The following is a 26,693-nucleotide window of genomic DNA, read 5'->3' as shown; positions in this document are numbered from 1 at the left end:
ATGAAGAAGCAGTCCACAACCAAATACTCGAGCGGGCCTCTCAAGCTTCTGGAGGCACTTCGCAAGCGTTACAATTCAGCAAATTTGGGTTACCGCAATCAGGTGCGAGAACTCATCGCGGAGGCAGCAGAGATTGGCTACGCCCTGCAGAGCGAAGAGAAGCATCTGGACGCGTTCAAGCGCAAGAAATTCTGGAATGGAGTCCATCCACCGAAGAATACAATTCATGCGGCTATGATGTATATGGCGAACGCAAGATCTCAGCAAGCGTATCAACTTGCCGCCTCACGCGCTCGCTGCGCTGAATATTTGCATCAGCATCAGGAGGTGTCTTTTGCCGATATGCCTCGCGAAATCGCGCTCCGCGGCGGCTACAAGAAAATAGCCGAGGAGGCTGCCAAGATGGATCCTCGCCAAGTTCGTCAAAAGGCCTCGCCTTCGAAGCCGGCGGCGGTGAAATTCACCTTTGACGAGAAGCGCCTAAAGCGCATCGAAAAATACGAGATCGGACAGCAGGTTCAGATCTACGCCACATTGATCGATAAATCCCGCTCTCTGTTCGAGGTGACGAAACTGATAAAATCAGAGAGCGTCTAGAAAGGAAAATTCCGGAACTGATGCTCGGCTCCTCCCTCTCGGGAGGGGCCTTTTTTTTGTTTAGGCCCGCCTTTTGTGGCCCTTAGGGTCTTTTGAGCGATCTTGTTAAGTATGTTGTCGGCCTAAAACGCAGTTTCAAGGCAATCCGGATTCCGCGCCCGACCCCGTCTTCGCAGGAGACGCGGAAGCACATGCCCCGACATGCAAATCACATCTATTATTCACATAAATTTACTGTATTTAATATGTGAATAATAGATGTGATTTGCATAGGAGCCATGAGGAGCCATTCGTAAATAGATCAATTGTTGAATGTGATCTCTATAATCATTGCACGACAGTGCCTTTATTACATTGATCAGATGAAATATTTGATACAGACTGGGGTATTATCCGTATGTACAAAAGCGTTTTTAATCAGAGCGACTTCTTTAACTCGAATAGACTTCGCCGCTCATACGGAGAATGGGTAAAGGCTCTCGTGGATCAAGGATACAAGCCCTTCTTTCTGAGCTTCATGTTTCAGCCTGTCAGTTTTTCTCCTAAGGAGAATTTTATACCGCTCGCCCAAGGGGATATTCGGCGCTTCTACAGCCGCATCGTCACCCGCTTCGCCCATCGTCCCAACGATATTCGGGAGCGCAATAAGCTCCCAATCATGCTCGCGGCCCCTGATCTACCCGTACCCAAGACGGAAAAATCGAGCATTCAAGATGTCTCGATCAATGATGGGCTGCATTTTCACGCAATGTTTCTTCAGCCGCCTGTGTCGCGGTTCAAGCGCAAATTCCACCTGTGGGCCAAAGCCAATCATGATCAGCTTATCGATGAGACGCACATTGCCCGTCTGTGGGTCGGGCGTGTGGTCCATACGCCCGACTACATGACTGAATACGCTTTCAAAACCGTGGGAAACAAGCTCTCCATGGACACCATTCTTGTCCTGCCCGAAGAGCGCAAGACCACCGTTAATCCAACGGACAAAGGCTATGACGAGGCGTGCAGGAGGCTGCCCAGACGTTCCAAGAAGCGAATAGGCGCCTGATAGCGCATTAGCCGCGAATGATAATCTCGATGCTCTCGACCGGTACACCCAACGTGCGCGACAGCGCTTCCTTGGCTTGGGGAATGGTCAACATGAGAGGCGGTGAAGGCGTGCGCACTGGCTTTTCGTCGCCGTCCTTTTCCCGGGCCTCCTCACTCGCCTCGTCATCTCCGGCCTGGGTGGGATCAACGCGTGGGATATCGGTGTCCGTCCCAAGCGCCACCTGCGCCAGGCTTGTTGCGCTCCACCACCATTCGAAGCGGGAAACACTTCCCCGCCGGCCGACAATAAACTTCCCGAACTGGGCATCTTGAAACGCGCGAGCTAATTCAACAGCCGCAGCACGGTCAGACCGGATGATCTTCGCTAGGTTCTCGATGCTCGTGGCTGACGGATCCCGCTCGCGTTGGGCCATAACCTCGAAGAAGACGCGCGCCGAGTGATCGGTCGCTTTGAGCTCTTGAGCGCGCTTGGCTAGCTGCTCGAACTCGGCCTCTTCATCATACTCAGCGTCGGTCATTGTTGCTCCCGGAGGTCATGCTTCCTCTTAAGCGCGATATAACGCACGAAATAGAAGAAAATGCGAGCAAAAGGGTCTTTACGCGCCTGTGGATAGGACGCGCGCAAACTGAACCTAGACAATGACGTTTTTTCCCGAGCGCCTTAAAACTCCCTCTCACAATCAGGCGTTGAGGGAGCGGTTGTTGATATGAAAGTTGTCATCAAGGATTTTCACGTCGAACTCGAAGTGAAGAACAAAGGTATCGAATTCCAAGTGAACGACAATGATGGTCAGCTGCTGGGCGATGTGTATCTAACTCGCACGGGTCTGATCTGGGCAAAAGGTAAGAGCAGACGAGAGAGCGGCGTCGCCGTGACTTGGGAGCAGTTTATCGAGTGGATGGAGAGCGAGTGAAGCTAAGGCAAGTCATCATTTGATGACTTGCCTTTTTTATTGCATAAGAACTGAAGTTTATTATATTGAATTCATGATTTACGGATACGCGCGCATATCAACCGATGGTCAGTCTTTAGATAGTCAGATTGCGCACCTTAAATCTGCAGAGTGCCAGGTTATTTACTCCGAGACAGCCAGCGGCGCGAAGACCGAGCGCCGTGAATTGCGCAAATGTCTCGCGAAGCTCAAGCCCGGTGATGTTCTGATCGTTACGCGCCTGGACCGCCTCGCCCGCTCGACACGCGACCTTCTGAATGTCCTGGCAGAGGTCGCCGAAAAGGGCGCGACATTCCGTTCGATATCGGACGCATGGGCCGATACGACGACCCCGCACGGGCGCCTGATGCTCACCATTCTCGGAGGGCTGGCAGAGTTCGAGCGTGAACTCATCCGTACGCGCACCGGGGAAGGCCGTACGCGGGCAAAGGCACGCGGCATCAAGTTCGGCCGCAAACCCAAGCTGTCGCCCGATCAGCAGGCCTACGTGTCCCGCTTGAAGGCAGAGGGTGAAAGCGTCCGGCACATTGCCCGCATTATGGGGGTAAGCAAGGCGACCATTTCCCGGGTCGCTGCGCCATAGATGCTATCGGCGCTATATGATCACAACGATTCAATCAGTGCTCGGAGGAATGCCTTTGATCGAATCCATCGCCCGCCTATGGCCGCTCCGCACACTGGATTTCGAGGCCAGCTCGCTCGAGGACGGCGGGTATCCGATCGAAGTCGGCATCGCCGTATGGCCTTCACATGGGGAGCCGATATCCAGTTGGTCCGCCCTCATTCGTCCCCTGAAGGAATGGGAAGAGGACGGACACTGGGATGAGCACGCAAGCCTGATCCACGGCATCGACACGTTGGAACTTGTCGATGCCGAAACGCCAACGGCGGTTGCCAAGGCCCTGAATGTTCGGCTTGGGGCCGGCACCGTGTGGTGCGATGCCCTGGAATTCGACCGCCATTGGATGGGGATGCTGTTCGAGGCCGGAAATATCAAACCCGCCTTCGAACTGCGCAGTTGGCAGGCTCTCCTCCGCGAGTTGCCCGATCCCGTCCGATACCATGCGATGGAATGGATCGAGCGCACGCTTTCTAGCCACCGCGCCGAAGGGGATGCTCGGGCGCTTCTACGGGCGATAGCGTTTGGTTTTGCTGAGAGGGAGTAGGCACAGAGGGGCACCCGAACGCGTTCGGTTGCCAAGCGCCAGAAGCAAAAGTTCGCTGCGACGACGACGAATGGCCGGTTTGGGGCCGCAAGCGGAATGTCGGCTCTTAGCGGCTGGGCAGCGGATTTCAGACGTTGATATCTAGGCGACGGAACATCTTGAGGTAAACTTGAGCCAGCCTAACCATCCTTCGGCGGATATCGAAAAAGCAGATGCTCAGCAAAATGTCAGGACCTATCCGCGCCTATTTCGTAAGTATTTGCAATCCGGCCTAAGAGTTTCGCATGACATCACGTACTTACGAGCAGCTAATACCTAGGCACCTGCGCGATCCGTTCGAAAAGGCGCTCGCTATGGATACTGGCTACGTTCTCAATTTCAACGATCGAACCTTCGCAGATTTTTTCTTCGAAAAGCTTGGTATCGATACCGCGATCTCGAACCTCTTCGACGGCCGGGGAACGTCAAAGGCAAAGCGGCTGCGCTCCTTTATTGAACAGGCGCCTGCGGGCGTGGTTGCGAAGGCGTTGCGGGAGCTATGGGAGTATCGCGAGTCCTTATCGTGGCCCAGTGTCGGTATCGGCGACAACTACTTTGCGATTGTCGCGATATTTGAGGGCGCAAGCGATCATATCGACGCATCAGCATTTGAGGTGTTCGAGCCGAGCCAGACACTGGACGAGCTAATTGCGGCGATTCGTCGCGACCTCGATGCGAAGAAGCCCGAGGCAGGTCTTGACCGTCTGCACACCTACTGCATGAAGAGATTTGCTTCGCTGGTACGCAAGCATGGTGGCGGCGAGTGTGGAGAAAACGATGCACTGCACGCCAGGGCTGGCCGGTACGTCAAAATGCTAACGTCGCAGCGCAACCTAACCGAGATGTCGGAGCGCATAGTCAAAAGCTCAATCAGCGTTTTCGAGTCATTCAATACGATTCGAAACAACAAGTCGTTCGCGCACGACAATCCACATCTGATCCAACAAGATGAGGCGCGCTTCATTTTCGACAGCGTTGCTGCACTTCTACGATATATCAAGGCGGTAGATGGTCGGTCTTTTGAGGAGTGATGGGCCGGGAGCAATCTTTCAGCTTTCGGCTCCAGGCAGGGCGTTAGTGCGTTTCGGGCTCTTTACGGCAGTTCACAAGGTCGGGTCGCGGCGCAGCACCGTGATCGAACCCTAAGACCTGGCGATGGAATTCAGCTCACGGGTTACTCATCTTAGCGCGGTGGCATTCCCGCGATTCGAAGTGGATCACCCTCAGGTTCGCCGAACCAGACTCTTTATTGAGATCATGCAGACTCGATAACCTAGACGTTCTGATGCTCGTTTAATGCCGGCTGCGGAGTGCTACCTGCACCATGCGCTTCGGGGTTTCTCACCTCGGCAAAGAAGCGCTTGAGCAGGTTTCCTTCCCATGCGTCGATGAAGCGACCGCCGGACGCGAGGTTGTCAACATAGTCCGCCCCACCTCGCTCATTGCCTCGCGTCCAACCTTTCCGGTCGCTGATGATCTTGATAGCGCTTTCGAGTGCCCGGGAAGCCAGGAGCGCGGCGTTCGGACCGCCCGTATCCCGCTGACGAACCGCGCCCTCAATGTCCTTTCGGACATTGGTCCACTCTCTTCCCTCGACGAGCGCCCAAAAGGGCTCGACTACGTCATCCATGAGGCTTCGTCATCGACCGGCAGAAAATTCAGATCTCGATAGGTCAAACGAGAAGCGGACATGCCGCCGATGAATGTTGAGGGCAGCAACTGACCCGAAGCGGGCCTTCCGAAGGCCCGCTTCGGGGGGGATACTGAGACGTGCTCTCGAAGAGCGCCGGAGTTCTAAGCTTAGGCTTCGCCTTGAGCGAACCCTCCGCAGCAGAACCATTCTGAAGCGGCTAAAGCTTCGTAGGTAGCCCTTCGCCATGAGTTGGCGTGCGCCGCTGCCCGACTAGCTGCGACGCTATGCAAGTGCTCGCTGATCGCTTCTGGCGGGTTTCGCTCCGCCATCTTTTGGAGGCCATACTTAATGTCATTCAATTCGACGGCAGCGTGAGACGCATAAAGCTCCGCCAGCTTGTACGTGCCGAAATGCCACCTGATCCGCTCGGCCTTCACGGCGTCCCAGTCGTCCGGAGGCTCGGGATAAAAGATCAGGGAGGCGGGGTTCGTTTGCTGGACTGCCGCGAACAGCCAACGCGCGTCGTCGGTATCTTCGAAATATGGGTGGAATGTTTGCTCGCCCGCATGCCCGGCCTCGGCCGCCAACTTCGTCTTGTTGCATTCACTACAGGCCGGGACGAGGTTTAGCGGTGTCACCGTCAACGCCGGATGGGCCGACTGCGGAAGATGGTGGTCTAGCTGCGAGACCGTCCGCTGCGAGCAAAGGGGACAGATGTCGTTCTCAGGGGCGGATTTGAGGGCGCCGTAGAGCTCGCGCGTGGCGACGCTTTTGACGAATGTGTTCTTGTAGACGCGTTCCATCTCGGCCGTGGTCACCAGCCCATCGACCCCGTCGGTGCCCGGGATGAGATAGAGGGTGGAGGCTTGGCCGTGGGCGTCATACGTCCCTTCGCCAGCCACGATGGTCGGCATCACTTGCGTGAGACGACTCGTTAGGTCGTTGTCGCGGATGCTCACTATGCATCGCGTCAGAGCGTGATGCGCAGAGATCTGCGGTGGCATTAAGCGACGCATCAGCCAGCGTCCCGCTCGGCGATCATCGCTTGAACGATGGCACGCGCCTCGACGCCGAGCTGACCATTGAAGTAGTTCACAACGGCGTCGTACGAGCGCCCTTCGTCCACTGCGTGGCGAAGCAGTTGGTGGAATCCAGTTCGCGTCACCTCTAGGCCGAAAACCTCGCGCGTCAGTAGCCCGACATTCTCGCCGAAGGTCTCCAAGGTCGGTCGCTCAGCAACCGACACTCCGCGACTGCGCCGAAGCTTCCACGCGCAAGACTGCGGTACCTCTTGAAGAACTACTGGAGAATGCGAGGCAATGATGGCCACGCCATTCCGTTTGACGAGCAGATCGGAGAGGCATCGCACGAAAGCAGACAGCAGAGGCGGATGAAGATGGCCCTCCGGCTCGTCCAACAGGACTAACGTCTTCTCATCGACCAACTCCACCAAGCGGGTCACGGTCAACAGGATAATCGCATGGCCGGAGCTGAGGCGTTCGAACAGGGCCTGCGTCCGCTCGTTCCAGTTCGGTCCTGGGGGTTCGGCGAGCAGCGCTGTGACATCGGCTTCGGCGAACAGGTCGTCGGTTTCCAGTGTTCGAACGGCGTCCCGCCAACGCTCGGCCTTGAGGCCGTTGCGGCAACGCGAAAGGCTGCGGCGAAAATCGACCGCCAGCTCGGCCGGCGTTTTCATGCTGAACTGGTCATGCCCGTCGACCGTGATCTTGTGGCGCAAACCGACTTGGGTCGAACCCATGTTGTCGGTTGAGGCGGGATCAAGATCGTAGTTGTCGAAAGCGCTGAACGAAATCAGCACCAACCCCGCGAACGACCACTCCGGTTCTATGACGCTTCGAATGAGTTGAATCGTTCCCGGCGGCTGATTGGGGTCGCCCGCGCGTCCCAACAGCGCCTCGGTAAGGCCTCGGATGCAGCGCGACTTACCAACACCATTGCGCCCGATAAGGACATGCACGTTTGTCGGTGGAACGGAGTCGGGGCGAACCTCGAAATCCAATACCGCTGGCGGAACAATCTCCGCGTTGGGGAGCCTGTACTGGAAGTGAAATTTGGTGAGCGCAGCATTGCCTTGCGTGATGCGGTTCAACCGGCTGCGAACGGTTTCCTGCCGGATGTCCCGCAGTAGCGAGTTGCCCATGACGTCTTCGTCGAGGCGAGCATCGAACAGTGGAAGATCGGAGGCGACGTCTCGTAGTCCGCGCAGAACGCGTACCCGCAACTCGGGGGCTAAGCTGTTGAGCGTGACGTAATAGTCCTCGCCCTGACCGAGCGAGAAGAATCGGTCGTCCAGGGCATCGAACTCATCTGGAAGCTCGGGAGCTCGCTGGCCTGGCTCGACGATTCCGGCAGGCCGTAAACCGACTTGGCCGATCTTCACCGATCCTACATCGTGGACCGTACCTTCAGCGTCGGCCACGCGGAGGTAAAACATCGTCCGATACTTGCCCCAGTCGTCCCAGTTATCGCGGGAAAGGTAAGCGCAATCGCGCACTCCCGCCGGAACCCTCGCGCCAACGCCGATGACTGTAAAAAACATTTCGCCCCTTACCCGCCCACAACCGCAGTCTCGCAAAGCTTACGGCTGCAGAATCTCCCCTATCACGACGGTAAAATTATTTAGCGCTTCCACACTTTCTGCCAGAATCGAAGTGCCCCTCGGAGCGGGCTGAATCGCGATGAACGCAACCCAGTCTAGTTAAAATTCGGCTCCTGCTGGAGCCATTCGGGTGGGACTAGCTTCTGATCGCCGCGCCAGGCCTGCGCCAGGGCGACGCCAGGAATCTCGCCCCACACATCGTAGCCCGCATGGTCGAGCACTATGGCCTGGAGACGTCCCTTCGCCCGGACGATCTCTGAACCCAGGGTCTCAAAAACCTTGCGGACGGCGGCGATGTCCTGGTCTCGCGTTCGGCCTGTCGGCTGTTCGACGTCCGTCACTGTAAACCCGCTTGGGAAGTAAACCTGGCTCGGCTGATCATAGACCAGGAGGCCCGGTACCGGATGATTGACGTCGTTCAGGAAAAAGCGCTGCAAGGCGAGGGTCACGGCTAGGTGGTAGCCGAGCCAGTTCGCGCCGCTCCCGATCTCCCAGAGGTAGTCCTCGCGGTCAGTCTGCACGACCTTGATGGTCAAGTCGGGCACCGAGATCCGGATCGGAGCATCGGGCCATTCCGCATCGAGGTGGGGAATGATCTCCCCAGCGTATTTCTCGACCTGCAGCAGCGCGTTGGTCATTTTGCGCTGGACGGCGGCCTCGGAATAGATCGCCCTCTGGGCGTCGAGTTGCTGGCGCAACACTACGATCTCATCGGCCAGAGCGGACCCGTCCTGTGATCGTTCGAAGGATTGGAGGGCCTGTTCCAGTCGTCCCACGAAGCGTTCGATACTGTCCTGGCGGAACGTGATCGCTCGAACCTGTTCCGACCGCTGCTCGAGCAAGACGATCTGCTGGCGGATCTGGGCGAGCGTGGCTGTCGCCTTCTCCACCTCGCCTCGCAGTCGAACTCGCTCGAGGTCGAAAGTGTCGGACATCTCGGGCTTGGTGCGAAGCTGAACGTCGAGGCTGGCCAGAGCTTCGGTCAAGGCATCGAGACGATCCCGCCCGCTGTCGCTCAAGGCCACAAGGAGGTCGTCGCTGGAGGCGGCGCGCGCCTTCAGCCAGCCGGCGATGTCGAGCCTGTCCCGCTGAATGCGGATCGCGGATCCATAAGCCTCGCTGCTGCTTAGCAGACGCTGGATTTCGTTCAAGCGCTGACGCTCGTCGGAGAGCTTGGCGGCCGCCTTGCTCTCGGCCTCCTTCAATCCCTGCAACTGCGCCAAAGCCCCGTCGATGGAGGCCACAGTCGCGACCGCCCCGCGCGTGTTCGACTGAGACGCCTTGCGCAGCAGATCGACGATGACGTTCCAGTCTTCAGGGATCGGGGTATCGGCAGGCAACAGGCCGTACTCCATGGCTGTGCGGAGCCAACCTTGCGTCTCCGTCTGCCAAGCGCGCACGGCTGTACGGGCCGCATTCAGCGCTGCTTCCTTCCGCCTGAGCTCTCGATTGAGTTGATCGATTTCCCACCGTGCGGCCAGCATCGGCGGCGTCAGGGCCCCGAGGACGTAGGGGAAGATCGCCTTGAGCTTCTCGCGATGCTCGGTCGTGTCCGCATTGAAATAGAGCACCATCGGGTTGGCGACGATGTATTGCGGCTGGAAGGTGAAGGCCATGAGATCGCGGAAGCTCACGCGGGCGATTTCTGCGTCTGGGTTCAATCCGAGCTGCGAAAGCCCGGCAAGCTTGTCGAGGCGGCGCTTGACGGCGTCCGCCGTGATGTTCTTGACGGGCGTTTCCTCGGGGACCTCAATCTCGTCGGCCTCGAGCAGGAACATATCCCCGGTCTGGCGGGCTTCTCCCGGTTCGCGACGGGCGATGAGCTTCTGCCCTTCGAGCGTGTCTATGACGATCCCGAACCAAGAACAGGCTTCGCGAATGACACCGACGGGGATGCTGCATTTTCCCGACGCGAGGCAGTAGTCGATGATGGGAATGACGGCAGATTTTCCGGTCTTGGAGGCACCGCTGATTACATTGACGATCCCGGGCTCGAACTCGACGATCCGTGGCGGATGCCCTGCCTTCGACCATAGGACCAGTTTGAGGATCTGGAAGTGCATCAGGCCTCAACCTGCAGAAGAGAGAAGACTTGGTTGGCTGGCAGGCGCGCAAACCACCGGCCAAGCTTTTCCGCGCTTGCGACGTGATACTTGAGACGCTCCGGCGGTTTGGGGGGGCTGGCCTGGTTGGCGCGGACCAGAGCCTTGTCATAGTCCACGGTGAGCAGGCCCGTTACGATCCCTGAACCGAGCGACTGGAGCGTCAGATTGCGCATGGCGAGGGCGCGCGTATGAACGGCGAGCAGATGCTCGCGCTCCTCGGCGAGCTTTGCGACGAACTTGGCCAGCCCCGAGCTCTGGTTGGTGGATTTCACGACGCGCATCGTGTGTCCATGCAGGGTGATCGGGAGCGCCAGGAATAAGGGCGTCATGGGCGAGACCTCGCCGATCCTCTCGGCCTGATGGGCCTGACAGAAGGTCCAGAGGAGAAGGGCGCCTAGGGCGGGGTTCTGAACGAGCTCAACCGGGGTCAGGGGCACTTCGGTCATTAGGCGTCGCCCTTGAACAGGGATGCATAGGCGGGATGCCATCCCACGCGCAGGCCATCGGCCAGATCGTTGAAGGCGCCAGCGATGAAATGGGACGGCAAGGTCTGGCCATCTAGCGGGAGCTCAACTTTGGCGCACTCCCGATAGACCCGGCGTCCCCGTTCAGGCTCGCTGAGGCTCGAATGGACGTCCTCCACCTCGTCACGAACCAGGGTATGTTTGCGGATCAACTGACCATCGAGCTCATCGAACGACTGGGCGACGACTACGCCCTCCGCAGCCCATTCGATCTTATCGGAAGTGGTTCGGAGATAGTCACTGACCGCTGAGGTCAACAAGTCGTTTGAGGCCTGGACCGCCTGAAGCTGGCGAACGAATGTGGGCGCGTCACTGACGAGCATGGCCACTAGCTCATCAGCGGGGACCGAACCCTTGGATGTGAGGTAGCCCGCCAAGTTGGATTTGCGTGTGAATGCCTGGAACTGACGGCGGAAAACCACGGCCTCGATCTTCCGAGTTTCTCCCTCGCGTAACAGGCGGTCATAGCGATCACGTGCGATGCCGATCGCCGCGGCGGTCATGTCATCCACGGCCGCTTGAGGGAGGCCCGCTCGGACGAACTGTCGTACGCCTTCAAGGGCGTCGGTCTCCGAGACGAGACTGAACCGGGCAATGATGGCGCTGCAGATTTCAGGCTTCGCCGCGAGGAACTTTCGAACCTGCGGCGCGCAGCCGACGTCCGGTTTCTTGGGGTTAACCAACTTCCCGATTCTTGCCAGCACCGCAGAACAGGCCGCCAACGTCGTGGCGGCGCTCATCTCGGCGACAATCGTGCCGGTCTTCGTGGGCGTGATGAACAGCCGGAAGTCCGTCTTCGCGGGATCGATCACTTTGTCGGTGCAGAGCGTCGCCCAGTTCGCGAAGGTTTTCCAGAGGTCCATGGCCTTGTCGGCCGCCGGATTCCCGGTGAGCGTGCTTTTGTCCTGCTCGAGCAGAAGGGAGCCGTCTGACCGGTGGACCGCGACGTCATCAAGATACTCGAGGGATACGCTGTCGCCGTCGGCTGCAGAAAACAGGTGGAAGCAGGCTCGAAGTTGCTGAAGCGAAAAGCCCAGGTACTGCCCGGCGGCAGCGGTCTGCGGCGGCTTCTCCAGTTCAACTAGGCTCATGTGTCTTCTCGCGCAACCGTGGAATCAGGCTACAATTTGGCATTGTAGCCATGCTCTCGCCGAACAGCGAGATCGTTGATTGTGCAAGCTTGGCCACTAGCGTTGGGCTGACAACGCCGATCTGAAAGCCGGCTTTCGAGCGCATGCTGGATGTCGTCTTTGCGGCCGACAGTGAATGACTGCTCACGGCGCGTGGCACAACATCCGAAGCTGGCGCAGATCGTGGGGCGCCGCCACCGACGAGTGGGCGGGCTCGCTGGAGGGTCTAGTAGCGATGCGCCGGGGCTGGGCAGGTTGTGCGGGCGTGGCCCTCCAGCCGCACCAGGGACGCGAGATCGTCTGGTGTATCGAGAATAACGTAATTCACGCCGGTCTGCATCTTCGTCGAGCCGTAGCGGATCGCGTGGAAACCCGCCGCGCGGGCGCAATCGGCGACGAACCGGGAGAAGACATATTGGCGTTTGACCCAGCCGTCGCCCGTCCTGGGGGCAGCTAGGAGCGCCGAGTTCGCCAGGGCGTCGAAGAGGTCCGAATCCACGGACCCGCCGTCTGGGCTGATGAGGTCGAAAATCTTGAGGGGCGCTAGGATCCGCAGCGTTCCAACGAAGCAGGCTTGGCCGACGGCACCGAGTTCACTTGCGGCGACCGCCCCGGCATCGGCGAGGTAGAGCATCGGACTGCCTGCGTGGTTGAAGCGGCCTTCGACGGTGCCGGACGCTGGCGCCGGACCATAGGTCGCCAAATCGTCGGGCGCTTGATGGAGACCGGCGACGTCGTCATAAAGCCTCGCGCGGTAAAGGGGCTGCGTGAGAACCTCGGCTTTTACTCGGGCACCCTCCTCGCGGATTTCCGCGAGCACGCGCTGAGCGAACCTGTGTTCAAGCAAAAGAAATGGCGTCACGCTACCGATAGTGATCAACGTGTCGATATCGTACTCCATCTCGCGGCCGGCACTGAAACGGTGTTCGAAGAGATAGATGTTAGCGCTGTCGAAGGCTAGGCAACGAGGGCACTGCACGAGCCTTCGCAGCGTTGAATATTCGGCCGGCGTCGACACACCCGACAAGCGAGACGCGTCTACGGCCCAGTGTGTGTCCATGGACATCAGCTCGGTCCCATCGCGACGGAATGTGACATCCGGCCAGTGGGCCCGGAAATCAGCGTAGCAGTCGTCGCAGCAGGCGATGCTCGACGAGAAGGACGAGTCAAGTTCGTCGGAGAACGCCTCGTTGAATGAGTCGACGTCCTCTGCAGAGATTGGGAGGAACGGGCCGTAGCCGGACGGAAGCTCGAAGGCTTCATCTAACGGGCAGGGCCGTGTGATGTTGCGCAGCAGGATCCTCCAGGGCTGACGCATCCAAGCCTAAGCTACCTAGCTTAGGCCGCCGCAAGGCAGAGGTCAAAGCGCTCGGGCGGCCGATAGAGCCGCTTCGGATGGATCAAATGAGCGAGCAAAAAAGCCGCTGGCCCAATGGTGAGTTGGATGCGCTATCACGCTCGGCCAGACTAAGGAGAGCATATCGCCTGATCACACGAACGTGCGCAATCTCGAAGGCTTCTAACTTCCGCAAATGGCGCAAAGGTGCCGTCGTCGTCCTCCTCCTCCTCGCGAATGTCCGCTTTCAGACCACGGCTGTTAGCAGATCAATGACCGCAATGGCGGCGCAAAGCGGCCGTTCGTGGCGCCGTGCCTGGAGGATTCCTTTGGGTCAACAGCGGCGGTTTAGAGAATATCTTCCCACTGTCGTGCCCCATGCACGACACGTACGATCTCCGCCCCCTCATCGACCTGACGGTACAAAATCAAATAATTGCCGACCGGTAGGCTTCTCAGATCAGGTCGTACCTTCGGCCTCGCAACGCCGATGCCCGGCATGTCTCCGATCTGCTGACAATGTCGGTGCAACTCTTCGTACCAGCGTATGGCCGCCGACGGGTTGTCTTCCGCGATATAAAGGGTGATGGCCTCGATATCCGCCTCGGCTTGCGGTCGAAGACGGTAACTCATTCTTCTCCACGCTGGACAATCTTGGCGTCGAGCTTCTTCTTAATTCTGGCAAAGGCTTCCTCGCCATCCACGGCCGGCCCGCTGCCCATACCAGCATCCCACAAGCGGCCCAATTCTTCGACGGCCTTGGCACGCTGAGCCCGCCGATGCTTCCAATCGCGCAACGCCTCGCGCATGACCTCGCTCGCCGACGCGTACTCGCCGGTGTCCACCGCCTCGCGCATCATCGCCGCCATTTCCGGAGTGAGCGCGACACTCACCTTCTCGACGTTGGCCATCAGACGGTTCTCCCTTTGTCCAAAAGTAGGCAAGTTTACTACCGCACGCAAGGGAGGATTTCGCAGCCTGCGCTAACCTACCTCATCCTCATTCAATGCCCACATGCCAGCAAAGGTGGCTCGCCGAGCGAAGCCTGTGAGGGTGTAATGCCGCGAGCCGTGTCTCGACACTTTCGAGACTAAGATATGAAACGCCTAAGTCATTGTGATTGCTGCACGCCTCAGATGTCTCAAAATTTTTGAATTTTGAAACGCGTGCAGTGATTTTGTCTTATCGAAAACGCAAATGACCTTCATTTGCGGATGGTGGCGGAGAGAAATTACAGCGATTTCTCTTAAATTGATTGCCGCGATACAAATTACAGTGACCTGAAGCCTTCTTGAAAAAGGCTGGCGGCCGATGTGCGCCCCCAGTTGACTTCCCACTCAGTTCGAGGGTGATTCCGAAGAAAAAAATCGCCATTAGTCCGTCGTTGGACCCAACACTTGAATGATCGCGATAAACCGATCTCGCCGATCTTTAGTACTGCGTGCATATTCCAGAAGGCGAAAAACGAAATCACTCAGACTGTGCTGGTGAGAAACATAGCGATCAGGGTACTGAGGAGAAAGTTTATGCTGGACAGGGCCTCTATGAGCACAAACCAAAATAACGGATTCGTGAACCGGCCTGCAAGATTCTTCGGAAGCCGTGAGAGGCTATTGCTCATTCTTCACACGTCTCATCTCCTTCGATCGTGATCGGCAGATCTTTTCCCGCAGTCGGTCAAGTCCTCAAAAGGACAAGCGCTTGCGTCTGACAAAGCGCTTAGGGCGCCGGGTAGACGCTCTTGTGATCATGCAGGAAGCGCGCGACCTGGGCTTTCAGCTCATCGCCACCGTGCGCCGTGTCCGAAGCTAAGCGATGAAAAATGGCTCTCTGGATGTCGGTCTGAAGGCTGCCCCACTCTCCGACCAAAGCAGCGCCGAGACTTTCCAAAATGCGACGCTCCATGTCCGACAGATGATCCATGTCCGGCCGCAATGGCCAAGGCATGGCCGGTGCGCCGCCTTCCTCATCCCACTGGTCGAGAGCGGAGTTCATTTGGCCCGCGGCTTCCCCGCGCTGTGACATCGTCTGCGCCATCTTCACAGCATCGCACACGTGGTGGGGGATAGTCACGGTCCGATTGGGCGCGTCAGCCGCGACGGGCAGTTGTATTGGCGCAGTTCACCTCAGACACCTTTTCGTTCAAGCCACCAGAAAAGCTCTGGTCTCTTAGAGCGCAAATCGTCATGTGGTCGGCTGACATACCGGCCTAACGGAATAAATAGAAAAGTACCTCAGATTTCCGCCGTCAATTGACGTTGGATTTTCTGAAGCTTGATTTCATCAACAAAACCGGGAGACGGCTTGTCACGGAGTTACCCGGAATCAGCTCTCCCCACAGCATCACGGTCCGTCCCTCGCGCAGAAGAGCCGTCTTGAAATCGCTTTCAACGAAGCGGGCTTCCACGGCTGTAATGCGCGGGTTTGCAAAGTTTTGCGCATTCTGGACATCCTCATACAGGCAGACGGGCTTTGACAGACGGAGAATGAAAGTCGTGTCGCTCCTGCTCTTTCCGGTGCCCGCCAACGCTGGAAAGCCGGGCGTGTGCAATCTTTCCAAAACCCCTTCGAGCTGCACCGGAGTAGAGTAGGAAAGGCAGTCGGCGCCCGCAGCATCGGAAGAACTCGCGAGTAACCCGCAAGCAAACACTATAAATTTCCACGAAGGTATCCGCATTTTAGCTCGAGCGATCTTCATCCAAGCGTCACCGTGACGGAGTGAAATCCGGCGCCAGCGTCGAGAGGAATAAGCAAAGGGGACACTCCGATCGCGACCCCATTTATTTCGGCGGAGACGAGGCCGTGGCCTACCCCGGAGGGGTTTTCGACGCAGATAAGGTATTGCGCAGAACCATGGCGGACCGTCATCTCAAACCGAGGCCATGATCGGGGAATGCACGGGTTCAAACTTAATGCACTCCCGTGCCTCCGAAGCCCGAGGATGCTCTCCATGCCCGCCCGCTGCATCCAGCCAGCGGAGCCGGTGTACCAGGTCCAGCCGCCTCGCCCGGTATGGGGCGGTTCGGCATAGATGTCGGCAGCGAGGACATAGGGCTCCACCTTGTAGCGCAGAACTTCCGAACGACTGCGGGCATGATTGATGGGGTTGAGCATCGAAAACAGCGCGGCTGCTTTGTCTCCCTCTCCCAGCGCTGCGAACGCCATCACCGACCAGAGCGCTGCATGGGTGTATTGGCCGCCATTCTCCCGAATCCCCGGCGGATAACCCTTGATGTAGCCGGGATCGAGCGGCGTCTTGTCGAACGGCGGGGTAAACAGGAGGGCGAGGCCGTCTCCCGGCCGGATCAGTTCCCGCTCCACCGCAGCCATGGCACGCTGGGCCCGTCCAGGCTCGGATACGCCCGATAAGACCGCCCAGGATTGCGCGATGGAGTCGATGCGGCACTCCTGGTTCATGGCCGAACCGAGCGGGGTTCCATCGTCGAAGAAACCGCGCCGGTACCAGTCGCCATCCCAGGCCTTGGATTCCAGGGCTAGCTTAAGGCCGGCCGCATGAGCCCGCCATCTGACCGCGCGGTCTGTATCGCCGCGTGCGTCCGCCAGCGGGGCGAAGCGAGTGAGGGCGGCATGCAGGAACCAGCCGAGCCAGACGCTCTCGCCCTCCCCGCCCTCCCCCACGCGGTTCATGCCGTCGTTCCAGTCGCCCGTGCCCATGAGAGGCAAGCCATGGCGGCCCAGCGCAAGGCTCCGGTCGAGCGCGCGGGCGCAATGCTCGAACAGGGACGCGGTCTCATCCGAGATGCCGGGTGGGAAGAAGTTCTCGTGCTCGCCCGGGGCGAGCTTCTGACCTTCCAGGAAAGGCACCTGTTCGTCGAGGATGCCGGCGTCCGCGGTTACGCTCACATAGTGGGCGGTGGCATAGGCCAGCCACGCGCGATCGTCCGAAATGCGCGTGCGCACGCCCCGTCCGGAATGGGGCAGCCACCAATGCTGGACGTCGCCTTCCACGAACTGCCGTGCGGCGGCGCGCAGCAGATGGGCCCGCGTCAAGTCCGGACGGATGGCGACGAGCGCCATGCCGTCTTGTATCTGGTCGCGGAAGCCGTAGGCGCCGCTCGCTTGATAAAAGGCGGAGCGCGCCCAGACCCGGCAGGCCAAGGTCTGGTAGAGCAGCCAGCCGTTCAGCATGATGTCCATGGCGCGATCCGGCGTGCGGACCTTCACCGTGCCCAGGATGCCGTCCCAATTATCGGTCACTTCGGTGAGAACCGCGCCAAGATCGGCGGCGCGATAGTGGCGGATCAGATCGCGCGCGCCCTGCGTGTCGGCCGCCTCGCCGATGAAAACGGTGATCTCGGCGCTGCCGAGTGGCGGCAACACAATCCGCGTCCTCATGGCGCCGCACGGGTCAAGGCCCGCCCCCACCGCATTGGAAAGTGGGGCGGCGCTTCGCAGCGCGGCCGGATCGGCCAAGGTCCCGTTGCGGCCGATGAATTCCCGGCGGTCGCCGGTCCAGCCCGCCTGATGACCGCCCATGTCGAGGAATGCGACGCGCGATCCGAAGTCGGCATTCCAGGGATTGCGCGCGAACATGGCACCGGTATCGGGATCGATGGCGGTGGCCACGAAGGGGGCGGTGGCGGAACGCGACTGGCCGAGCACCCATTCTGCATAGGCGGTTAGCGAGAGTTGCCGGGGGCGGCTCGACAGGTTCCGCAATGTGAGGCGGGATATCTTGATGGAGCCCTCGAAGGGCACGAACTGAACGAGGTCCGCGGCGATGCCATGGGCCGAATGTGCGAAGGCACTATAGCCCCGCCCATGACGGGCCACATAGGTCGCGGCTTCGTCTCGGATGGGCAGCGCGGTGGGGGTCCACACGGCGCCGGAGTCGTCGTCGCGCAGATAGAAGGCTTCTCCCGCCTGGTCAGCCACGGGGTCGTTCGACCAGGGCGTGATCTGGTTTTCCCGGCTGTTTAGGGACCAGGTGTAGCCGTTGCCTTCGCTCGCCACCTGGAAGCCGAAATCGGGATTGGCGATGACGTTGATCCAGGGGGCGGGCGTCGACTGACCGGGGCCGAGGATCGTCACATATTCACGCCCGCCGTCGGCGAAACCGCCGAGCCCGTTGAAGAATTCCAGCTCCGGCAAAGGCGGGGGCAGCTCGGGAGTCATCGCGGGGCGCTTGGGATGCCGTTTTACGGAGGTCGTGTTTTCAACGATCCGGTCGAGCTGTTCCGCAAGGCTGCCGCGCTGGGCCACCAGTACGACGCGGGCTGAGGAGGACAGCAGCAGGCCTGTTTCCACCGGCATGAGATCGGCCCGCAGCACGAACACCCGTCCCACCGGCCCATCCCGTGCGGCCTGCGGGTGCGACTGACTGGTACGGGCCAGCGTTTCCAGTGCGATCTGGAGGTCTTGCACGTAGGAGGACTGGCGCTCGTTCAGGATTACGAGATCCACCGCGAACTGTTTCATGCGCCAGTATTCGTGCGCCTTCAGCAGTTCATGGGCGAGGTCGAGATTATCGATATCGGCAATGCGCAGCAGCACGATCGGCAGGTCGCCGGAGATGCTCTGCGCCCAGAGACCCGATTGCGGACCGCTGCCACGCAGGATGGTCGGGGATGCCGGGCGCAGCGTCGGGGCGGCATAGAGGGCATAGCCCGCAAGGCGCTGGTAGAGCGCAGCATCCCCCGCCGAGATCCCCAGATGATGAAGCTCCACCTGGGCCTGTGTCCAGGCGAGGGTTGCCGCGCGCCCGTAGGCATTGGTGTCACGATGCCTGTCGACGCCGTCCAGCAGCGTCTCGCGGGTGGAAGCGGCCATGGTCCAGAAGGCGATGCGCGCCACGGCGCCAGGCGCGATCCGCACGCGCCGCCGCAAGGCGAAGATCGGGTCGAGCACGATGCCTATCGTGTTCGAGAGGCTGCGCCCGTCGATCACCGCGATGGGGGTGCGGACATCGTGGCCACGACCGAGGAAGCGCGCCCGGTCGCTTTCAACCTCCACGCCGCCCACGGCGTCACCTTCCAGCACGCTGAAATGCGCGGCCCATATTTCAGGTTCCGATGGCGCGCGCCGGCGCCGCGTGGCCAGAATAGCGCCGATGTCGGGAAGGTGTTCCGTTTCCACGAACAGCTTGGAGAAGGCCGGGTGGGCGATGTCGGACGCCTGGGGCGCCAGGCTCAGCTCGGCATAGGACGTAATCTCCAGTTCCCGCACGCGATTGCCGAAATTGAAGATGGACACGCGCCGCACTTCGGCGTCGTCCTCCGCGGAAACGAGGACGTCCAGCGTGGTCTCGATGGTGCCGTCGTGCCGCGCGAACTCGGCGCGATCCTCGTGGAAGGCGACATGGTAGGCGTCGGGCTCGGCCCCGCTTGGCTGGAAGCCAGCGGACCAGACATCCCCGCTACGCACGTCCCGTATGAACGTGTAGGAGCCGAAATCATCGCATGTGGCGTCCTCGCGCCACCGCGTGACAGCAAAGCCGTTCCAGCGGCTGTAGCCGGAGCCCGCCGCGGTGATCATCGCGGCGTAGCGTCCGTTGGAGAGCAGATGCGTCGCGGGTGTCGGCTGCTGGGCGGAGGAGAAACGCCGGCTGCCGTTGGGTTCCAATTCTCTGGCCCGCGCGCCCGACCTCACCTCGGTCGACCAGGGGCGCAGCACCGCAACGTCGCGCGGCGTGCGCTCCTGCAGCAGCAGCTCCGTCGCCTGGACCATGGGCTCTGCATGGAAGCGGGCGCGCATGATGCCCCCCAGAAGGGTATCGGCGATGGCAACGATGGACATGCCCTGGTGATGCGCCATGAAGGCGCGAACGATGGCGAGGCTTGCGCCTTCAGGAAGGCGGCTCGGCGTGTAGTCCAGGGCTTCGTAGAAGCCATAGCGGCCGCGGCCCCCGATCTCCGTCAGGCGGGCAAAGTTGACGCAAGCGGCCTGCGGGTCGGCCATGCTGGCGAGTGCGGTGGCATAGGGCGCCACGACGCGGTTCTCACCCAGCCCGCGCTTCAGCCCGAGCCCTGGCACGCCGAAATTGGAATATTGGTAGGTGAATTCCAGGTTGCGCGCATTGTAGGCGGATTCCGAAATGCCCCAGGGCAGTTCCAGGCTCGCCGCATAGTCGATCTGGCGCTTGACGATCAGGCGGTTGGTCTGGTCGAGAAGGCTGCCTGCCGGCGCGCGCATGACGAGGGACGGCATCAAATATTCAAACATGGAGCCGGACCACGAGATCAAGGCGGCGCCGTGCGCGACCGGCGTCACCGAGCGGCCCAGGCGGAACCAGTGGCGAGCCGGGATATCGCCTTTGGCGATGGCGAAGAAGCTCGCGAGCCGGGCTTCGGATGCCAGGAGATCGTAGCAACTGGGATCGAGCGTGCCTTCCGGCGCCAGGAAGCCGATGGACAGAAGATTGCGCTCCCGATCCAGGAGAAAGCCGAACTCCATGGCCACCGCCATGGTGCGCGCTGTTTCTTCGAGCGCCGCGAGGCGCGCCGCCAGGGCGGCTTGCGCGTCCGCGCCGCTTGCGAAGTCGCGGCGATGCGTCTCGATGGCGTGGAGGCTGGCCTCGGCCCAGAACAGCATGTCCGCGCCGGCCGCATCACCGCGCTCCGTGGCGAGTGCGCGGGCCATGTCGAGCACCGTGGCCGCCTCGGCGGCGTGCAGGTTGAGATGCGCTGGCAGATCGTCTTCCTCTGGCGCGCGCACCGCGAGAGCCAGTGCAGCCAGGGCGTCGTCCAACTGGCGCAAAGTGACCGTCTGTGTGCGGCGGCCATCATTGAGGCGCGCCGCCTCCTCCCGCGCCAGATCGAGGGCATCCGCAATTCCCGACCCGCGTGTCGCCGGATCGGGGCTTGAGACGCGCCATTCCCGGAGCGCGCCGGCAAGCGCGATGAGATGACCCGCGAGATTCCCGCTGTCCACGGTGGAGACGTATTTCGGGTCCAGCGGGCGCAGGTCGCGCGTGTCGTACCAATTGTAGAAGTGACCGCGGAAACGGGCGAGGCCCCCCATGGTCGCCAGCGTCCCTTCCAGCCGCTCCACGGCCTCGTATGTGCCGATCCACCCGAAATCTCGGGCGCTGGCGACTGAAAGCAGATAAAGGCCAAGATTGGTGGGCGACGTCCGGTGCGCCAGGACAGGCTCCGGATCTTCCTGGAAATTGTCCGGCGGAAGCATGTTGTCGGCCGAGGTCACGAAGCTTTCAAAGAAGCGCCATGTCCGCCGGGCGGTGAGGCGCAGGGTGCGGGCCTCGGCATCAGAAACCTGCTGGCTGCCGGCGGCCGGAGGAGGAAGGCTGATCCAGCGCGCTACCGCCGGCGAGGCTATCCACAAAGCCGCGAAGGCGCCTGCCAGCGGCCAGGCGCCATGCCCCGCGATCGCGGCGACGATCAGCGCCATGGCCACGATGACGAGGGCGCCGGCCATTCGGCGATAGGATCCGGCAAGGTCGAGCCGCCGCGACAGGCTCGCCTGGGCGGCAGGAACCCATTCCAGAAGATGCTTTCGCGTCACGCACAGGCGCCACAGGGTGCGCCCGATCGCATCGCCCATCAGCCACGCCTCGTGGGCCAGGAACACCAGAGCGAGCAAGGACTGGAGCAGCGCGAGGCGAAGGTCGCCCAGGAGCGCGCGCAGGTGGCTGGCGGGGGTGATGCTGCCATGACGGGGCAGGATGGCGGCGACGACCGGGATGATGTTCGGCAGCGCGAGGGTGACGACCACGAACGCGGTCCAGGCGAGCGCGGCGGCCCACGGTAGCGTCCATCCGACGACGAGGGCGGCAACGGCGAACGGCCCGGAGAGGCTGCGCCGCAGGTTGTCCAACATCTTCCAGCGCCCCATCACGGGGATGGCGCCATAGGCCGGATCGGTTCCGGCGGGCAGCGGGCCGCGTCCCAGGATCCAGGGCAGAAGCTGCCAGTCTCCCCGCGCCCAGCGGTGGCGGCGCAGGGCGCTGACGTCGTAGCGGGCGGGAAATTCCTCCACCACCTCCACATCGGAGGCAAGGCCTGCGCGCGCGAACACGCCCTCGAACAGATCGTGGCTCAGCAAAGTGGAGTCCGGCACGCGGCCGGCGAGCGAGGCCTCGAAGGCATCGACGTCGTAAATGCCCTTTCCGGCGTAAGAACCTTCGCCGGACAGGTCCTGGTAGACGTCGGACACCGCTGAGCCGTAGGCGTCGATGCCGCTCATGCTGGAGAAGGTGCGCTGGAACAGGGAGCCTTCACGCCCGACCGGAAGCGATGGCGTGACGCGCGGCTGGAGGACGCCATAGCCCTCGACCACTCGTCCCGCCGCCGGGTCGAAGCGTGCGCGGTTCAAGGGATGGGCCATCTTGCCGATAAGTCGGCGGACGGTGTCGCGCGGCAGCCGCGTGTCGGCATCCAGCGTCACCACATATCGGACGTCCGCAGGGATCTCGACGGGGGACTTCTGGAACGTCGTGTCGGTGGCGCCGCGCAGCAGGCGGTTCAGTTCGTGCAACTTACCGCGCTTGCGCTCCCAGCCCATCCACCGGCCTTCTCCCGCGTTCCAGACGCGACGGCGATGGAGCAGGAGGAACCGGGGGCCACCGGGCGCGGGGCCGTAGCGTTGGTTGAGACGGTCGATGCCCGCCTGCGCGGCTGCGACGAGCGCTTCATCGCCCGGCACATGCTCTCTCTCGGTGTCGGTCCAGTCGGACAACAGCGCGAAGTGCAGATCGCCTTCGGGACTGGCAAGATGATGGATTTCCAGGTGCTCCACCTGCTCTTCGACGGACGAAAGCGTGGTCAGGAGCGTCGGCACCGCCACCAGCGTGCGCAGGTGGGACGGCACGCCGTCGCGAAGCTCCAGGGCGGGCAGGACGACCGCGCCGAAGCCGAGGGAGACCGCTCGGTTGACCAGCGCGACCGCCGCATCGATGGCCGGGATCACGCCCAGGACCGCCAAAATGCCCAGGATCAGTGCACCAAGACCCATCCCGGCAAGCGCGGCGAGGGGCAAGGCCAGCAGCAGCCCCGCCGCGCAGAGGACAGCGACGGCATAGCCGACGATGCCGAAGGCTCTGTTCAGGCGTGCAGACACGCTGCTGAGCGGCAGGCGGAAGCCGATATTGGCCTCGAAGGCGGGACGTCCGCCGGACAGGAGATGGTAGCCCGGATCTGCCCTACGGATATCTCCGGCCGAGTCCGAGGTCGGGTGGGCGCGCGCCGCGACGCGAATGGCGCTCGTCGCCACCTCAAGCTCGGTGACGCCTGAGCCGCGTCCCAGTTCCTCAATGGCGCTGCGGTAGAGGTTGCGCGTCGGAAAATCCATGGCCTCGAAGGTGCTTCCGGCTTCAAGCACCCCGTCCACGAGGCTGACGCGCTCGAACAGGTCCTTCCAGTCCACGTCGGAGATGAGCCGCAGGCTGGTGATGATATTGCGCACCGTGACATTCGACGCGCCCTGGCTGCGCTGCACGTCGCGCACCACGGCGTCCGCGGTCGTACCCTGTGCCGCCAGCCGCTGGTCGAGCCAGGTGAGCGCCGGGGTGATCCGCGGATCCTGATCACGCAGGCGATGCACCAGCTGGACAGCCAGCGCATCCGGCAGCGCTGTCTGCTCGTATGCGGCGAGCACGGCCGGAACCGGCTCGGGGACATGCCCGCTGGCACCGAGCAACCGATCGGCAAGTCCGTCCGCCTCGCGACGCGAGGCGCGCTCATCGACGATCAGCCGGGCAAGGCGCCTCAGATTTTCCACCAGGACAATACGCAGGGTGATGGAGACCGCCCACAATTCGCCGATGGTCAGCGGCTGCACCTCCTGATAGGCGTTCAGGAACCGCCTCAGCATCTCGGGATCAAAGCGGCTGTCGGTATGGGCCACGAAGGCCCAGGCCACCCCGAAGACGCGCGGATACCCCGTGAACGGCCCTGCGGCGAGCTTCGGAAGCTGGCGGTAATAGCCCGGCGGCAGGTCGGAGCGGATCTGCCGGATCTGCTTCTCGACCAGATGATAGTTGTCGATCAGCCATTCTGCAGAGGGCGTTATGGCTCCCCCTTCATCGATGGCCCGGGCGATTGCGCGATAGGCATCCAGCAAAGCCGCGCCATTGTCCGCGAGACGTCCCGAAAGTGAGTGCCCTCTGGCGAGCCTCTGCTCGACGGGCTGCGCGCGGGCGAGACTGCGCGCGTGTTCTTCCAATCGTTCGACGCTGAAAAGTTCATCGCGGATCGGCTTGCGGTCGCTCCACAGGGACGCCGGGGGCGCATGCCCGATGAGGTGCAGAAAGAAGGAAATCAAGTGGGCCTTTCAGCCACGCCCTCCGGGGGCGGGCGCTCGGAGACGGAGCCACGACAGGCGCGCAGCGAACCCAACGGCTCAAGCCGGGCAGCAACTCACTCCGGGGACGCCCGGCCGAAGGTGCAGGCGGGCGGTAGGCAGCCCACCGTGTTTCTTTCACTCATCGAGGGTGTCGGCGAAGGCGCGGGCGAAGCGCACAGCCAAGGCCCGTGTATCGGCCTCAAGCTCCGCTTCGCTTTTCGGCGCCGACGCCCGATTGCGGACGATGAGTTCAATGACCAGTGATCCACCTCCGACATCCTGCTCGCGCCAATTGATCCGTGCGCGGACGTGGTCGGCGTCGAGAGGTTGAAAGGAGATGCTCAGTCCCTTGCTCACTGCGATCTCCTCTGAAGCCGGAGCCTAGAAATCAGCGGTGGAGAGGCGGTGGGAGCTCTTATGTCGCCGCGCGTAGACTCCGCTGGCGGCGCGCTCGATCTGGCGGCGGTTCACATCAAAGGCGCGCAACGAGGCGGCCTCATCCCGGCCCTCATGAGGGTTGAACCGACGCAGAACATCCTCATCCACATGGAATGCGATCTCGAACGTGGAATCATGCCCCCAGAACGTGACGCAGCACCTGACACTGTCATAAACGCGGCTGGCGTTGGGAAACTGGAGCGACATCTGCATTCCCCACTTCAAGAGCGTGCCGGCCTATTGGCAGCGCCGGGACTCGGAGCATCCGGATGTACAGCCGTCTGCTGCCGATCCTTCGCCAGGGCGCGGTCAAGCTCCGGCTGATCGGTGGAGAGGCTTGAGCTTCTGCCCTGCGGCGCCGAGAGGGCCGGCGTGTGGAGCATCGTCGCTGTGCGGCGGTGGGCGAGGAAGGAGAGGCCGAGGATCGGCTCTTCGTCCATTACCACGCGATAGGTCCCCGCGGGGAGGAGACCGTCGGCACCGCTCAGCCTGAAGGGATGATCGAATGTGACCGTCGTTTCGGTGGTCCTGATCGTCATCCTGCGTCTCCTCGCCTGAGGGGTACCGTCGTCTTCATCAACGCCGCCAGTGCATCCGTGGTCGGCACGTATGAGACGAGATCGGTGGACGGCGGCTTCGCAGGAAACCTAGAGCCACCGGCCAGAAATCAGTCCAAGGCCTTGAGGTTATCGGCCGACATCTTGCCGCTCTTGCTGTCGGCGACGAGATCGAAGCCCACTTTCTGGCCTTCTTGCAGATCGCCGAGCCCCGAGCGCTCCAAGGCGCTGATATGGACGAATGCATCGCTGCCGCCGTTATCGGGAGCGATAAATCCAAAGCCCTTCTGGGCATTGAACCACTTCACGGTTCCCTCAGTCATGGGAAACCCTTTCAAATCTCAAGATTTAGCTTGTCGAATGAATCCGACCGTCGAAATCGCGTTTTCCGGCAAAACACAGGCTTATCCACGGCTTCAATCCGCGTCAGCTTCGGTTCATTATGCCCTGCATCGACGATTTCAAAATAACCGATACTGAGAAAAAAGCAATTTCAATTTTGAAAACTCGGAAATTATAACCATTAGTGGAAGAGAAAAATAAAAAATATTATCGCTTAACCCCTGATAACTGCGGCATTCCCCCCTATATGCAGGCAGCCTTCGAAAAATCGGAACGCCTCGGTAAAACTTAAGGCCAATGCCGGGCGTCCATCTCGCGTTTCTGCCAAGGCCCAGCAACACGGGAACTTTCGTTGATCAGCCTGACGTTTCAGCACACGACCAACTGCCGCTTCCGCAATCCGGTAATCTTCGAACTTCATCGTCTAATGAAAGCCCCGACCTGTGCGTGATGGCGAGTCTTGTCGGTGTCAGACCGGCTGCAACTTTCATTCGGGCGCATGACGCTTCGGCAAGGTTTGTCGCGGACGCAACAGGGAACCTGTTCGCAGATGGTGCGAGCGGATAAGGACATCACATGACTCGTGAGACGGTCTATGTCGTTCAGGCATTCCAGGCTGGAAAAGGGCAGCGCCTGGTCGCCGACACGCCTATTTCATGCAAATCGGCCCCGGCTGCGCAAAGAACGGCCGAGCGGCTGGCATTGCTCCGGATTGGCGTCGTTGCCTTTTCCACTTCAGGTGATGCGGAGACGGGTGATTACGATGATGAACCCGTCGTCTTGTTCAAGACCGGGCGGCTGCCCTCCCAATTCGAAGACGGCTGATGCGCCGGCTGGCACAGCCGCGGCTATCAATAACCGGTGAACCATTCCAGCACCGCGCCGTGGGCGATTCCCGGCTGCATGCCGGCTGAAAATCGTCCACAGGCTTACCATCTTCGTGATGG

General features: G+C 61.0%; 24 protein-coding genes. 7 read left to right on the top strand and 17 right to left on the bottom strand.

Going from position 1 to position 26,693, the window contains the following annotated elements; all coding sequences use genetic code 11:
• Nucleotides 1–597 carry a hypothetical protein gene (locus EJJ38_RS01315; protein WP_127088300.1) on the top strand — a complete coding sequence of 199 codons (597 nt, stop codon included), beginning with the start codon at nt 1–3 and terminating at the stop codon, nt 595–597.
• Nucleotides 598–1,078: 481 nt separating this feature from the next.
• Nucleotides 1,079–1,642, top strand: coding sequence for a hypothetical protein (locus EJJ38_RS01310; protein WP_127088299.1), 564 nt, complete (start codon nt 1,079–1,081; stop codon nt 1,640–1,642).
• A 7-nt stretch (nt 1,643–1,649) separates the two neighbouring features.
• Here EJJ38_RS01310 and EJJ38_RS01305 read toward each other — a convergent pair whose 3' ends face one another.
• Nucleotides 1,650–2,162: a hypothetical protein gene (locus tag EJJ38_RS01305; RefSeq protein WP_127088298.1), complete on the bottom strand. Its 513-nt coding sequence runs from the start codon at nt 2,160–2,162 to the stop codon at nt 1,650–1,652.
• A gap of 189 nt (nt 2,163–2,351) precedes the next feature.
• Here EJJ38_RS01305 and EJJ38_RS01300 point away from each other — a divergent pair, with 189 nt between their 5' ends.
• From EJJ38_RS01300 to EJJ38_RS01285, 4 genes are all read left to right on the top strand, one after another.
• Nucleotides 2,352–2,558, top strand: a complete 207-nt coding sequence (locus tag EJJ38_RS01300; protein ID WP_127088297.1) for a hypothetical protein — start codon at nt 2,352–2,354, stop codon at nt 2,556–2,558.
• Between the two features lie 22 nt (nt 2,559–2,580).
• A complete protein-coding gene (locus EJJ38_RS01295; RefSeq protein ID WP_338021834.1) occupies nt 2,581–3,180 on the top strand; it encodes a recombinase family protein in 600 nt (199 codons plus the stop codon).
• Between the two features lie 55 nt (nt 3,181–3,235).
• Nucleotides 3,236–3,763, top strand: a complete 528-nt coding sequence (locus EJJ38_RS01290) for a 3'-5' exonuclease (RefSeq protein ID WP_127088295.1) — start codon at nt 3,236–3,238, stop codon at nt 3,761–3,763.
• 284 nt (nt 3,764–4,047) lie between these two features.
• On the top strand, nt 4,048–4,833 hold the full coding sequence (locus EJJ38_RS01285; protein WP_205666069.1) for an abortive infection family protein: 786 nt from the start codon (nt 4,048–4,050) through the stop codon (nt 4,831–4,833).
• 242 nt (nt 4,834–5,075) lie between these two features.
• Here EJJ38_RS01285 and EJJ38_RS01280 read toward each other — a convergent pair whose 3' ends face one another.
• From EJJ38_RS01280 to EJJ38_RS01205, 16 genes are all read right to left on the bottom strand, one after another.
• Nucleotides 5,076–5,432, bottom strand: coding sequence for a hypothetical protein (locus EJJ38_RS01280; protein WP_127088294.1), 357 nt, complete (start codon nt 5,430–5,432; stop codon nt 5,076–5,078).
• 170 nt (nt 5,433–5,602) lie between these two features.
• Nucleotides 5,603–6,394, bottom strand: a complete 792-nt coding sequence (locus tag EJJ38_RS01275) for a hypothetical protein (protein ID WP_245454056.1) — start codon at nt 6,392–6,394, stop codon at nt 5,603–5,605.
• A gap of 56 nt (nt 6,395–6,450) precedes the next feature.
• Nucleotides 6,451–7,995 (bottom strand): AAA family ATPase, encoded by a 1,545-nt coding sequence (locus EJJ38_RS01270; protein ID WP_127088292.1) that lies wholly within the window; start codon nt 7,993–7,995, stop codon nt 6,451–6,453.
• Between the two features lie 155 nt (nt 7,996–8,150).
• A complete protein-coding gene (locus tag EJJ38_RS01265) occupies nt 8,151–10,118 on the bottom strand; it encodes a DUF3732 domain-containing protein (protein WP_127088291.1) in 1,968 nt (655 codons plus the stop codon).
• Nucleotides 10,118–10,606, bottom strand: coding sequence for a three component ABC system middle component (locus EJJ38_RS01260; protein WP_127088290.1), 489 nt, complete (start codon nt 10,604–10,606; stop codon nt 10,118–10,120). Before EJJ38_RS01260 ends, EJJ38_RS01265 begins: the two co-directional genes overlap by 1 nt.
• Nucleotides 10,606–11,775, bottom strand: coding sequence for an ABC-three component system protein (locus tag EJJ38_RS01255; protein WP_127088289.1), 1,170 nt, complete (start codon nt 11,773–11,775; stop codon nt 10,606–10,608). The genes EJJ38_RS01260 and EJJ38_RS01255 overlap by 1 nt, the downstream gene beginning before the upstream one ends.
• A gap of 265 nt (nt 11,776–12,040) precedes the next feature.
• Entirely contained in the window at nt 12,041–13,132 is a 1,092-nt protein-coding gene (locus EJJ38_RS01250; protein ID WP_127088288.1) for an RES family NAD+ phosphorylase, read from the bottom strand.
• A gap of 366 nt (nt 13,133–13,498) precedes the next feature.
• Nucleotides 13,499–13,783 carry a type II toxin-antitoxin system RelE/ParE family toxin gene (locus EJJ38_RS01245; RefSeq protein WP_127088287.1) on the bottom strand — a complete coding sequence of 95 codons (285 nt, stop codon included), beginning with the start codon at nt 13,781–13,783 and terminating at the stop codon, nt 13,499–13,501.
• Nucleotides 13,780–14,061 carry a ribbon-helix-helix domain-containing protein gene (locus EJJ38_RS01240; protein ID WP_127088286.1) on the bottom strand — a complete coding sequence of 94 codons (282 nt, stop codon included), beginning with the start codon at nt 14,059–14,061 and terminating at the stop codon, nt 13,780–13,782. The genes EJJ38_RS01245 and EJJ38_RS01240 overlap by 4 nt, the downstream gene beginning before the upstream one ends.
• 808 nt (nt 14,062–14,869) lie before the next feature.
• Nucleotides 14,870–15,187, bottom strand: a complete 318-nt coding sequence (locus EJJ38_RS01235) for a hypothetical protein (protein ID WP_127088285.1) — start codon at nt 15,185–15,187, stop codon at nt 14,870–14,872.
• 211 nt (nt 15,188–15,398) lie between these two features.
• The gene (locus EJJ38_RS01230) at nt 15,399–15,848 is read right to left on the bottom strand and encodes a hypothetical protein (protein ID WP_127088284.1); all 450 of its coding nucleotides are present in this window, start codon (nt 15,846–15,848) and stop codon (nt 15,399–15,401) included.
• The gene (locus tag EJJ38_RS01225; protein WP_127088283.1) at nt 15,845–24,388 is read right to left on the bottom strand and encodes a GH36-type glycosyl hydrolase domain-containing protein; all 8,544 of its coding nucleotides are present in this window, start codon (nt 24,386–24,388) and stop codon (nt 15,845–15,847) included. Before EJJ38_RS01225 ends, EJJ38_RS01230 begins: the two co-directional genes overlap by 4 nt.
• 156 nt (nt 24,389–24,544) lie before the next feature.
• Nucleotides 24,545–24,766, bottom strand: a complete 222-nt coding sequence (locus tag EJJ38_RS01220) for a hypothetical protein (protein WP_127088282.1) — start codon at nt 24,764–24,766, stop codon at nt 24,545–24,547.
• 24 nt (nt 24,767–24,790) lie between these two features.
• Nucleotides 24,791–25,060: a DUF1488 family protein gene (locus EJJ38_RS01215; protein ID WP_205666068.1), complete on the bottom strand. Its 270-nt coding sequence runs from the start codon at nt 25,058–25,060 to the stop codon at nt 24,791–24,793.
• Between the two features lie 8 nt (nt 25,061–25,068).
• Nucleotides 25,069–25,386 (bottom strand): hypothetical protein, encoded by a 318-nt coding sequence (locus tag EJJ38_RS01210; RefSeq protein ID WP_127088281.1) that lies wholly within the window; start codon nt 25,384–25,386, stop codon nt 25,069–25,071.
• Nucleotides 25,387–25,514: 128 nt separating this feature from the next.
• Nucleotides 25,515–25,727: a cold-shock protein gene (locus tag EJJ38_RS01205; protein WP_127088280.1), complete on the bottom strand. Its 213-nt coding sequence runs from the start codon at nt 25,725–25,727 to the stop codon at nt 25,515–25,517.
• A 595-nt stretch (nt 25,728–26,322) separates the two neighbouring features.
• On the opposite strand from EJJ38_RS01205, the gene EJJ38_RS01200 reads away from it, so the two are divergent.
• Nucleotides 26,323–26,571, top strand: coding sequence for a hypothetical protein (locus tag EJJ38_RS01200; RefSeq protein ID WP_127088279.1), 249 nt, complete (start codon nt 26,323–26,325; stop codon nt 26,569–26,571).
• Nucleotides 26,572–26,693 lie beyond the last annotated feature (122 nt).

The sequence above is a fragment of the Aquabacter cavernae genome (genome assembly GCF_003993795.1).
GTDB lineage: Bacteria > Pseudomonadota > Alphaproteobacteria > Rhizobiales > Xanthobacteraceae > Aquabacter > Aquabacter cavernae.
This window is presented reverse-complemented; position numbering and strand designations above follow the sequence as displayed.